17 protein-coding genes are annotated in these 8,439 nt (G+C 51.4%); all 17 read right to left on the bottom strand.

Translation table 11 applies throughout. The features are described from left to right. Nucleotides 1-117: 117 nt before the first annotated feature. A complete protein-coding gene (locus tag ACFQ2O_RS01860) occupies nt 118-486 on the bottom strand; it encodes an ATP-binding protein (RefSeq protein WP_377522458.1) in 369 nt (122 codons plus the stop codon). A 207-nt stretch (nt 487-693) separates the two neighbouring features. Then, entirely contained in the window at nt 694-993 is a 300-nt protein-coding gene (locus tag ACFQ2O_RS01855; protein WP_377522457.1) for a hypothetical protein, read from the bottom strand. Nucleotides 994-1,191: 198 nt separating this feature from the next. Further along, nucleotides 1,192-1,359, bottom strand: a complete 168-nt coding sequence (locus ACFQ2O_RS01850) for an AlbA family DNA-binding domain-containing protein (protein WP_377522456.1) — start codon at nt 1,357-1,359, stop codon at nt 1,192-1,194. Beyond that, complete coding sequence (locus ACFQ2O_RS01845; RefSeq protein ID WP_377522454.1) at nt 1,356-1,679, bottom strand: hypothetical protein; 324 nt, start codon at nt 1,677-1,679, stop codon at nt 1,356-1,358. The genes ACFQ2O_RS01850 and ACFQ2O_RS01845 overlap by 4 nt, the downstream gene beginning before the upstream one ends. Further along, nucleotides 1,676-1,939, bottom strand: coding sequence for an Arm DNA-binding domain-containing protein (locus tag ACFQ2O_RS01840; RefSeq protein WP_377522451.1), 264 nt, complete (start codon nt 1,937-1,939; stop codon nt 1,676-1,678). The genes ACFQ2O_RS01845 and ACFQ2O_RS01840 overlap by 4 nt, the downstream gene beginning before the upstream one ends. 323 nt (nt 1,940-2,262) lie before the next feature. After that, nucleotides 2,263-2,694, bottom strand: coding sequence for a hypothetical protein (locus ACFQ2O_RS01835; RefSeq protein WP_377522449.1), 432 nt, complete (start codon nt 2,692-2,694; stop codon nt 2,263-2,265). Continuing rightward, nucleotides 2,684-2,812, bottom strand: coding sequence for a hypothetical protein (locus ACFQ2O_RS01830; RefSeq protein ID WP_377522448.1), 129 nt, complete (start codon nt 2,810-2,812; stop codon nt 2,684-2,686). The genes ACFQ2O_RS01835 and ACFQ2O_RS01830 overlap by 11 nt, the downstream gene beginning before the upstream one ends. 1 nt (nt 2,813) lies before the next feature. Beyond that, nucleotides 2,814-3,257 (bottom strand): lysozyme, encoded by a 444-nt coding sequence (locus ACFQ2O_RS01825; protein WP_377522447.1) that lies wholly within the window; start codon nt 3,255-3,257, stop codon nt 2,814-2,816. Then, nucleotides 3,257-3,436: a hypothetical protein gene (locus ACFQ2O_RS01820; RefSeq protein ID WP_377522445.1), complete on the bottom strand. Its 180-nt coding sequence runs from the start codon at nt 3,434-3,436 to the stop codon at nt 3,257-3,259. The genes ACFQ2O_RS01825 and ACFQ2O_RS01820 overlap by 1 nt, the downstream gene beginning before the upstream one ends. After that, nucleotides 3,433-3,843 (bottom strand): hypothetical protein, encoded by a 411-nt coding sequence (locus ACFQ2O_RS01815; RefSeq protein ID WP_377522443.1) that lies wholly within the window; start codon nt 3,841-3,843, stop codon nt 3,433-3,435. The genes ACFQ2O_RS01820 and ACFQ2O_RS01815 overlap by 4 nt, the downstream gene beginning before the upstream one ends. Further along, entirely contained in the window at nt 3,840-4,046 is a 207-nt protein-coding gene (locus ACFQ2O_RS01810) for a hypothetical protein (RefSeq protein ID WP_377522442.1), read from the bottom strand. The genes ACFQ2O_RS01815 and ACFQ2O_RS01810 overlap by 4 nt, the downstream gene beginning before the upstream one ends. 6 nt (nt 4,047-4,052) lie before the next feature. Then, nucleotides 4,053-4,250, bottom strand: coding sequence for a hypothetical protein (locus ACFQ2O_RS01805; RefSeq protein WP_377522440.1), 198 nt, complete (start codon nt 4,248-4,250; stop codon nt 4,053-4,055). After that, nucleotides 4,247-4,711 carry a hypothetical protein gene (locus ACFQ2O_RS01800; RefSeq protein ID WP_377522439.1) on the bottom strand — a complete coding sequence of 155 codons (465 nt, stop codon included), beginning with the start codon at nt 4,709-4,711 and terminating at the stop codon, nt 4,247-4,249. Before ACFQ2O_RS01800 ends, ACFQ2O_RS01805 begins: the two co-directional genes overlap by 4 nt. Continuing rightward, a complete protein-coding gene (locus ACFQ2O_RS01795) occupies nt 4,647-6,065 on the bottom strand; it encodes a hypothetical protein (protein ID WP_377522438.1) in 1,419 nt (472 codons plus the stop codon). The genes ACFQ2O_RS01800 and ACFQ2O_RS01795 overlap by 65 nt, the downstream gene beginning before the upstream one ends. An 8-nt stretch (nt 6,066-6,073) precedes the next feature. Continuing rightward, the gene (locus ACFQ2O_RS01790) at nt 6,074-6,718 is read right to left on the bottom strand and encodes a hypothetical protein (protein WP_377522436.1); all 645 of its coding nucleotides are present in this window, start codon (nt 6,716-6,718) and stop codon (nt 6,074-6,076) included. Nucleotides 6,719-6,800: 82 nt separating this feature from the next. Then, nucleotides 6,801-7,397 carry a hypothetical protein gene (locus ACFQ2O_RS01785; protein WP_377522435.1) on the bottom strand — a complete coding sequence of 199 codons (597 nt, stop codon included), beginning with the start codon at nt 7,395-7,397 and terminating at the stop codon, nt 6,801-6,803. 17 nt (nt 7,398-7,414) lie between these two features. After that, a complete protein-coding gene (locus ACFQ2O_RS01780) occupies nt 7,415-8,431 on the bottom strand; it encodes a hypothetical protein (RefSeq protein ID WP_377522434.1) in 1,017 nt (338 codons plus the stop codon). Nucleotides 8,432-8,439: the final 8 nt, after the last annotated feature.

Below are 8,439 nucleotides of genomic sequence, written 5' to 3'. Positions count from 1 at the left end.
ATTTGAAATCATAGGCTTTACTTTTTATTTCATGTTGGACTTGCTTAAGCAAAGAATGTGTAAACTCAGAGAATACAGATCAAGAATGCACGTACTTAGGAGTTTGTCTAATTTCCTTTAGAGTCTGATAAGCCCTAAGGTAATGATCTCCTTCTGTGTGAGAACAAATTCGTCATTGGCCCTAGACATAAGCTTAGCGACCTCTGTGCTAATAACATTTTTTTTAACAGTTACTACCACACGATCGTCCCACTCATCGACAATAGGCTCAGGCTTGCCGTTCAGTAGCAGTACCTCATATACCTTGTCATAACCGCTACCTTCCATTTCCATGAGTTTGAGGTCGTAGAACACCTTGGCTAGGTGCGTATTGCGGTGTATCGACTTGCTGATGATGTTGCTGGGTGTTACCCCGAGCGGGAGCAGGCCAGGTGAGTGAATCTCGAGGCGATCGTGGTGGAGGTTGATAAAGATATCGCCACGCATGGTATACATCCGGCGCACTAGAGCATTGGCTATTAACTCACTGATTACCTCCAGGTTATAGTTTGGAATGGTCTTGCGGAAGATGCCGTCCGAGATTTGATGGATTCTTTCCAGTCTGGTATGCCCGTGATTATTTCGTTCAGTAGTTCTTTCGGGTTTAGCATGAAATCATCCCAAACACGCTTGTTTACTTTGTTGCCGTTCTCGTCATACTTTATGAACTGTACTGAAGGGACATAATGCGACAAAGCCCAGTCTGCGCTGGCCAACCCACAAGATGCCCAGGTTAGTAAGGTATTCGTCTCTGGCGAGGAGATAGTGTTCCAGCAATTCGTCTTGTGACATTACTTTTACAAAATCGCTTACCCGTTCTGAACTCTGCACATCACCCAAAAACTTTTTAAGCTTTGCGCCATCAGCCATACCGACATGTACTTTGCGTGTCACTTTCTCCTCCCACACAAAAGCTTGCTTTTCGGCAGCCAAACGAGAAATATCCTCCGGCATGAGCGGCCTACATTCGTCCGCTACCCGCACATAATACTTGCCGTCAGAGGTAGAGGCAATGGTCTGGGTACTTCTGAATATTTTAATTGCGATAAATTCTCCGCCGTTGAAAGCGGTTTCAATGGTGGAATTAATGCCTACATTGATGGTACGCTGCGGTATGGTCTGGTTGATTTTCTCGACTATGGCCTTCTTGATTTACTGATCGGCAGGAGGCATTTCGGTATCATCTTCAATGCCTATGTATATTTCTCCACCCTTAGCATTTGCAAAGGCAAAACAGTCTTTAGCTAATTCAGCCCAATCTGCAGAGATACCCTGTACTACACGTAACGACTTTTTATCGAATTCGCTGTTCTCTATCATGTCTGCACTACCTTCATCACTTTTACCTGTACCTTCTTCACGTCGATATCCTCCAAGCCGAACTTCCACTTGATAAAGTCCTGGGTATGCTGCAGGGAAGTCTTGTAACGGGTCAGCGTTAGCGGGGCGTAGTCCTTGCCTACCAGTTTGCCCACCTGATCATTGTGCATCTGGAATACCTCCAGCAGCAGCACCTGCTTCTCTTCCATTCCTATCCACTTCTCCTTGAACGTCTCCACCGTTACTCTCCTGCCCTCCTCCAGCAACTCCCGGTGGTGGGCGTATGCCTTGGCCCTGAGTGTGTCCAGGTAGGCGTTCACGCTTCTGGCTTCCGCCAGCTACCTTTCACCTTGCCTGCCTCGGCTGACCATCGGGCGGGCGAGACGTAGCGGTGAGTGCTCAGTTCCAGCCGTTGGCCCTGCAGGGTTACGCGCAGGTAAATCGGCACAAGATTGTCTCTAGTAGTCTTAGCTTTCCTGCCGTAGAACAGGATACTGATTTTGGTGTCCATTTCGTTCCTCCTTTTATGCTTAAATCTAACAATCAAACGAAGGCTCCACAAGATGTAAAATAACTGCACATCTTACTAAAAGCCAGATATTTACACCATAATTCGGGTACCCGGAATCGGAATGGCTTCGGGCACCCGAATTTGCTGCCTCAGAAAGGAGGGAAAATGTATAATTCAGGTAGGGCTAAAAACAAAAAAGCCCTTAAATCGCTGATATAAGGGCTTTTTATGCTAATTGATAAGTTAGTAAGTGGAGATGCAGGGAGTACAACCAAGGCAGTAACTTAAGACGTTTACTGCGCATCCTGTATTCTAATACACTTTTTGCTTTTGTTGCTGCATTGAAAATAGCGATGTAAAGCACCCCATGTTTACGTAATGTTTACATCTGTTTACCTAAACCTTCGCCAGAGAAAACACAGTAGTATTAATAACAGTATGACCGGCAGCCACACCCACCCGGGCAAGCTGCTCTCCTCCTGCTCCACCCTGTTACCATCACCGACCACCGCCTGCTTCTTTGCCTTCACCGGTGCGTTGTCATTTCCCACTACAGCCTCGCCTTTGGCTTTTGTATTGTTGGACTTCTTCTGTGAGTTGTCCGTGTTGTAGGAGTTCTTCACCTTGGCAGCAACAGAAAGCTTCGGCAAATATACACCGGCCTTGGCAGAAGTGCGCACAAAGTTCCAGTCATTGGTTTGCAGTGGATCCGGAAGCGAGTCCGGAGCGGTAACCTCTATCGGCTGCGTGCTCACCTGGTAGGTCTTGCAGGCTGGTAACGACATCAGTGTCGCTACCAGCAGTAAGTATAATCTATTCATCATATAGCGCCTCGTCGAATTCAATATGGTAGCACTGGCGACTGCAGCACCCATAGTACTCTTCCGTAGTAACTGGCTCACCGCAATTCAGGCAAACCGTTGTTTCTTCCCACTCCTCCATCTCAGCTAAAGTATAAGTCTGCCTCTGCCTGTCTTCTTCTGGTGAGGCCGTTCAGGACTTTGCCGCCTCCTTTGTTCCAGCGAAGGAACTGGCGCTCGATATCAGTATCATTTGGGTTGGCATTCACGCGCTTCAGCAGTGTACTGCTTTGTAGGTTAGCCACGCCGCAGTTGTAGGCGAAGCTCACCAGAGCGCTGAACTGGTTCTCGTTGATAGAAGGCTTCACCAGTGCGTCTACCTTCTTCTCAAATCCCGACAGCACTTTAACAAATAGCTCATCCGCCTGCGCCTGCGTGATCTTGTCACCCGCCTTCACGGCAGAGCCATCAGCGTAGAAAGTATTGCCGTAGCCGATAGTCCACTTTCTGGCAGGGCATAGGTATGCGCTGAGCTCGCAGCTCTCAAAGCTGTGAATCAGCTGTATTCCTTTTTTATTCGTCTTCATCAGATACCGATCGTAAAGAATTTAACTAGCGTTAAAATGGCAGAGGTGATCACCTCGAACTCCGCCGCCTCAATCATGCCCAGCACCAGCAGCGTATAGTTGATGGCCAGGCAGAGCAGGGCAACCGTGCCCCACTTGCGCCACTTATTGCGCATGAGCCATGCGTAAAGCTTTTTCATCTCAGGCAGAAGTATACAGCGTAACATACCACTAGAAGCACCAGCCCTACGATCAGCAGCAGCGTGCGCTCCTCATAGTCAAAAGAGTATTTGCTGGTGTCAGTTTTTGACTGGTAGCGCCAGGAATCCCACCAATGCCTGCCGCCCCTGGCGATCATGTCGCGCATGATGTAGTAGCCGCCATTGTGGAACCAGCTAAACAGGAACAGCCCCGCCAACACCTCAAAGAGGCACGGCAGGAAAGCATAGCAGGTAGCGCCCAAGGCAGTCAGCAGCAACAGGTCACGCTCCACACCAAACAGCACATGCTCGTTCATCGTGAGGGCGTAGGAGCCCTTGCGGCTGTAGCACACGGCATTCGTCAGCCCGTGCGCGATTGCATAGAGTATGATCAGCAACAGGATCATGGCTTTGGCTTATATCTGAAGTAAGACAACAGCCAGCCCAAAGCCAGCAAACCAGAGAAGATGGCAGCCATGGTACCATAGCCACCATCCCTGTAGAAGTTCTGGCTCCTCCAGAAGAGGCAAGCCACGATAAGCGCCAGCAGGAAGAGCGAGAAGCCCAGCTCCTTGCCTGACAGCATGCGTTTGATAAATCCTTTTTTCATTTTTGGCTAAAGTTTGAGTTTTCGTTTTGCCCTGCCGAATATCCATTGCCAGAGCCATCGACCAGCGCCACCTAGAAAGCCAGTCACCAGCGCCAGTATGGCGGCCTTGGCGAAGCTTTCCGGCTCTGGTATCCAGTTCATCAGCTCAGCGCCTTTCACCACAGTGATAGCCGCAAGAGCAGAGTTATAGTAGGCCTTCATCATGATCTACCTCCCACCACTCTGAGACCGATGCGCCTCTTTTTGCCAGCAGGCCTGCCGGTACCGTTCTTTTCTTTCAGCGCCTTGCCTAGCTCGGACTCATAGAAATTTAGCTTGGTGCGCAGCGTCGTGATGATCGACTGGCGCTCCTGCGGTGACACCTGCTCGTAGGTGTTTCGCTCATCTCGGCTTTTGGTGATGCCAGCAGGATTGAGGTCCAACCCATGCACAGGCAGGAACTTCACGTAAGCGTTTAGCACCCACACGGCCTTGACCAAATCGGTACCATCCACATCAGTGAGCTGCTCCTCCTCTGCCATTACCTTTGCGTAGAGATCACCCAGCATCGGGCGCACGTTCATCAGCAGGGCATCCTGCACGTGCGGGGCCAGCGTGGCCTCAGATATGTTTTTTGAGAAAGGCACGAACTTTAGAAAGTCGTCCTTTGTGATTTGCTTGGCCATTGGTTGTTTCCTCTGTCTTACTGTTTTGATCCAGCCCAACCAGGGCAAGTATCTGTTCCTTTGTCATTGCCTCCAGCACTTTCGTGGCCACTAAGGGAGAAAGCGAGTTGAGTGCGTTCAATGTCTTTTCGCCTTCGGTGCTCTGCTCTTTTTCCGGCATGGCCAGACCGGCGAAGTTGTACTTCTGCTCCTCAGTCATGATCTGCCACACCTGCTCCGGCACCGCCTTGATCAGGTTTAGGCTGCTCACAGTCCAGTCGAAAGCAGGCCATAGCATCGTGAATGCTCTTTGAATCATCCCTTGCACGTCAAGCACCTCCTGCTGTGTGAGCTGAATGATGTTGAGCAGCTGCTGCGTGTTGCCCAGTTGGCCAGCAGTGTCCATGCCGATCAGCGAAGGGTGCAGGCCCATATGCCTGCAGATGCGTTTTGCAATCGTCTCTGACTTCGGGTCCATGGAAAGCGCGGACTTCATGGAGTCGATCGAGAACAGCTGCGGGGCATCGTCTTTCGTGGCTCCGTTGAATACCGCCACATCGCCCTCCCCCTCCGGATCGGTCAGCTGCTTGGCCGTGTCTTCGATTTTGTCCCAGTCGGTTTTGCCGTCTTCGTCTTCTTGCTCGTCATCGATATCGCCTGGTATGAACAGGCCCATATTCGGCTTGACACGCTTTTTAATGGCATGCTTGTCTGCTTTCGGAATCTCAGCATCCGACTCCATATCATCCTTGCCGGCCCAGGCGGCAGGCTCCGGGTAGTGCGGGTGCGCGCTGGTTTCCTCGAACAGGTACAGGATCTGGCCGGGCTGTGTATCTCCATCGATACCTATCTGAGCAAGGCACCTGTTTACAGCATCAGCGTCAGGGTCATAAGCTTCCAGCACCTCGTCCTGGTCGGCTTTATGCTTGTCTGTGCCCAGGGTGGCGTTCACCAGAAAGCGGCCATCATCCAACTTTCGCACCGTGTGAAAGGGCACATGGTACACCTCACTAACTTCATGATCGCGGTTATACTTCACCCGCAAAGCGATACCGAACACAGCAGCATCCCAGGCCAGCAGCGGCAGCACGTCGTCTGCCTTCTGGCGTGGGTTTACCTTTACAGCAGCAGCGGTGCGGTTTGCGAAGCCATCGGCCTGTATGAACTTCTTGAGCTTGAGCCAGCAGCGGCGCGCGGTCGGCGAAGCAAGGAACACCTTGTTGATCTCCTGCGGCAGCTTGTTCCCTTTGCCGTATTCGATCACTTTCGCTGCCCCTTTTTCCTGCGGCTTGCCCTCAGCGGCGGGCGCAGACGACCTTGCAGCCGCCCGCGCCTTCACCACCTTGGACTTCACCCTTACCTTGCTCTTTGCCATCTACCTTATTATTTAGACTCGTGCTCCGCGATTGCTTTCAGTAATGTGTTGAGGTTGCGGCTACCTGGCTTCTGCCCAGTCAGCTCCTCGTACTTAGCCTGCGCCTGGTCAAGCGTCAGCTCCTGCTCAGGCTCGGTACCTTCAGAATCCGTGGCTGGAACATCGGCTTGCTCGTCTTCAGAAGAATCTTCTGAGCCTTCGTCAGTGCCTGTTTCAGTTTCATCTTCATCATCAGTCAGCTCCTGCTCAGGCTCAGTGCCTGGGATGCGCTCAATGTTGTGGGCGTACTGCTTGTGTGCCAGCACTGCCTCCGCTTTCTCGTCTGTCAGGTTATCAGGTGTTACCTTGATCACGCTGTCAGCTGTTACCAGCACGATAAGCTTAGAGGTGGCGTTTTTAGAGAATCTATAGTTCGATGTTTGCTTTTGCTCTTCCATTTCTGTGGCTGCCTCTTTGATGCGCAAGGCAAAACGCTCTGGTTGGTTGATGAATGAATTTAAGGTGTAGAGGATGCGGCTCTCGTTGCATGGGGTGCAGCCGTAGTGCGTGCCGGTGATGGCCCTGTGCACCTTGCCCATTTCGGTGTAGTCCTTCTTCTGAGAAGAGACCACTGCTTTCGCGCGCTCCAGTAAATCTTGTGTGAGTTGCTCCATAAGGGTGGGAATGAGAAAGGCCACCGCTAAGCAGCAGCGGCCTTTACCCATCATCCTAAACCATACAAACTAAACTATGAATCTATACTGCCGTCAACAGGTCTTCCAGGAAGGCAATGCTGGCAGCTCGGTCAGCGCCGAACTTGCAGTAAATCGGAAGCTTGTCCGCCTTACCGTCAAAATTCAGCGTGAGCGTGGTCGCATCCTCGTACTGCACGCCTGAACCACCTTCTGCGATGGTCATAAGCAGGCCATCTGAAAGGCCTTTTGTACCTACCAGCCCGTGTGCCTCAAAGTGGCCGCTGTTCAACGGCACGATGATCACCAGGTCATCGTTCAGTGCCAGCTGCTCAATGCTCTCCTTCTCTGCCTGAGAGTCGAAGTAGGCTACGAAACTACCGCCGTGCGTGTAGCTTGGACCGTTATCGGTCTGCTCCATGCCCGTCTTAGTAGAGTTCTTAAGCTTTCTGCCCTTGAAGGACTTTAGCACCTCGCCTGGTTTCAAAGCGATGCTGGTCAGCTCCTTGGTTATATCATCCAAACCAATCGGCGCAGCGGCTAAAAGCTGAGAAATCGCCAATATGTAGAAGGTTTTGTCAGCACCGCCGCGCTTGCGGAGTGCGTCGCAGGAGGGGTCCAGATTGGACACCCCTGCCATGTTTGCGCATTTATCTGCCATTCGTCAGTCCTCCTTTCTTAGTATGAAACCGCGATGTACTCGCCCCAACCTAAAGCTGTGCCCAACTTGTACTTGATGCGCATGTAATTCATCTCCTCCTTCTCCTGATACCAGAACTTGGCGGTCTGATAGTCCGACTCCTGGTCCATGCCGATAGTAAGATTCTCTGGCTTAGCATAGAGGGCGCGGTGCGGGTTGATAACCTTGCCGGTTCCTGCATCCACAAAGTCATTGCGCAGAGACTGATCAATAAAACCGAGCGGAATGAGAGGCACGCCTAAATATGTAAGTGTCTTTATTCCGTTTTTCAACTCCGCCCAAGAACTTTCAAGGTTCTTGTTTTTAGTAAGCGTCTGCTTCCAGTTATTATAGATGGAGCGGGTCACGTAAAAGCGCTTCTCACTGTCATCCAAGTCCTGCATTTCGGGAGTCGCACCGTAGTACAAACCATCTAGAATACCTTCAGCGGCACCTGCCGGAAGCGGGTCAGAGCCAAGCCCAGCACCCACTTTGGTTACTTCGCTGTTAGCCACTCCTGTGAACAGGCGCTTCCAGATACCGTCGGTTTGATTGTAATCCTCATCAGCACTAGCCTCGTCGCCCAGGAACATGATGCGCATCATATCGTGGAAAGCCGCCTCTTGCGCCATGGTGGAAAGCACCGACTGCAGCTGCGTGCCGGTGAGGTCAGCGCGCTCCACTCCCAGCTTCTTGGCTGTCTGCAGAATCAATCCGTCGAAATCCTCGGCGCACTGCTCCATTTCAATGCCCAGCTTCTTCACCTCAATGCGGTCATCGATCAGCTCCGCCAACTGGCCGTATGGGTTCCAGCCGCAGTTTGACTTGCTGCGAGTCACTTTGCGCTGAGGAACGACCTTGTACATATCTTTATAGGTCACGATGTCCGTGCGGATATCGAAGCCTAGTGAGCTTAAGGCATTCGCCTGCAGCATCGGCTTGAACACCGTGCCAGCGTCTAGGAAGTTCTCGTCTCCCTGCCCTTTGAATGTGATTTCTGTTGTGATAAATGCCATTTCCTATT

Source organism: Pontibacter rugosus, assembly GCF_042678745.1.
Classification (GTDB): Bacteria; Bacteroidota; Bacteroidia; order Cytophagales; family Hymenobacteraceae; genus Pontibacter; species Pontibacter rugosus.
This window is presented reverse-complemented; position numbering and strand designations above follow the sequence as displayed.

Bases quoted from the DNA above. Each gene is read 5' to 3' on its own strand.
- ACFQ2O_RS01860 (WP_377522458.1), bottom strand. From the start codon at position 486: ATGCGTGGCGATATCTTTATCAACCTCCACCACGATCGCCTCGAGATT.
- ACFQ2O_RS01855 (WP_377522457.1), bottom strand. From the start codon at position 993: ATGCCGGAGGATATTTCTCGTTTGGCTGCCGAAAAGCAAGCTTTTGTG.
- ACFQ2O_RS01850 (WP_377522456.1), bottom strand. From the start codon at position 1,359: ATGATAGAGAACAGCGAATTCGATAAAAAGTCGTTACGTGTAGTACAG.
- ACFQ2O_RS01835 (WP_377522449.1), bottom strand. From the start codon at position 2,694: ATGATGAATAGATTATACTTACTGCTGGTAGCGACACTGATGTCGTTA.
- ACFQ2O_RS01830 (WP_377522448.1), bottom strand. From the start codon at position 2,812: ATGGAGGAGTGGGAAGAAACAACGGTTTGCCTGAATTGCGGTGAGCCA.
- ACFQ2O_RS01825 (WP_377522447.1), bottom strand. From the start codon at position 3,257: ATGAAGACGAATAAAAAAGGAATACAGCTGATTCACAGCTTTGAGAGC.
- ACFQ2O_RS01820 (WP_377522445.1), bottom strand. From the start codon at position 3,436: ATGAAAAAGCTTTACGCATGGCTCATGCGCAATAAGTGGCGCAAGTGG.
- ACFQ2O_RS01815 (WP_377522443.1), bottom strand. From the start codon at position 3,843: ATGATCCTGTTGCTGATCATACTCTATGCAATCGCGCACGGGCTGACG.
- ACFQ2O_RS01810 (WP_377522442.1), bottom strand. From the start codon at position 4,046: ATGAAAAAAGGATTTATCAAACGCATGCTGTCAGGCAAGGAGCTGGGC.
- ACFQ2O_RS01805 (WP_377522440.1), bottom strand. From the start codon at position 4,250: ATGATGAAGGCCTACTATAACTCTGCTCTTGCGGCTATCACTGTGGTG.
- ACFQ2O_RS01800 (WP_377522439.1), bottom strand. From the start codon at position 4,711: ATGGCCAAGCAAATCACAAAGGACGACTTTCTAAAGTTCGTGCCTTTC.
- ACFQ2O_RS01795 (WP_377522438.1), bottom strand. From the start codon at position 6,065: ATGGCAAAGAGCAAGGTAAGGGTGAAGTCCAAGGTGGTGAAGGCGCGG.
- ACFQ2O_RS01790 (WP_377522436.1), bottom strand. From the start codon at position 6,718: ATGGAGCAACTCACACAAGATTTACTGGAGCGCGCGAAAGCAGTGGTC.
- ACFQ2O_RS01785 (WP_377522435.1), bottom strand. From the start codon at position 7,397: ATGGCAGATAAATGCGCAAACATGGCAGGGGTGTCCAATCTGGACCCC.
- ACFQ2O_RS01780 (WP_377522434.1), bottom strand. From the start codon at position 8,431: ATGGCATTTATCACAACAGAAATCACATTCAAAGGGCAGGGAGACGAG.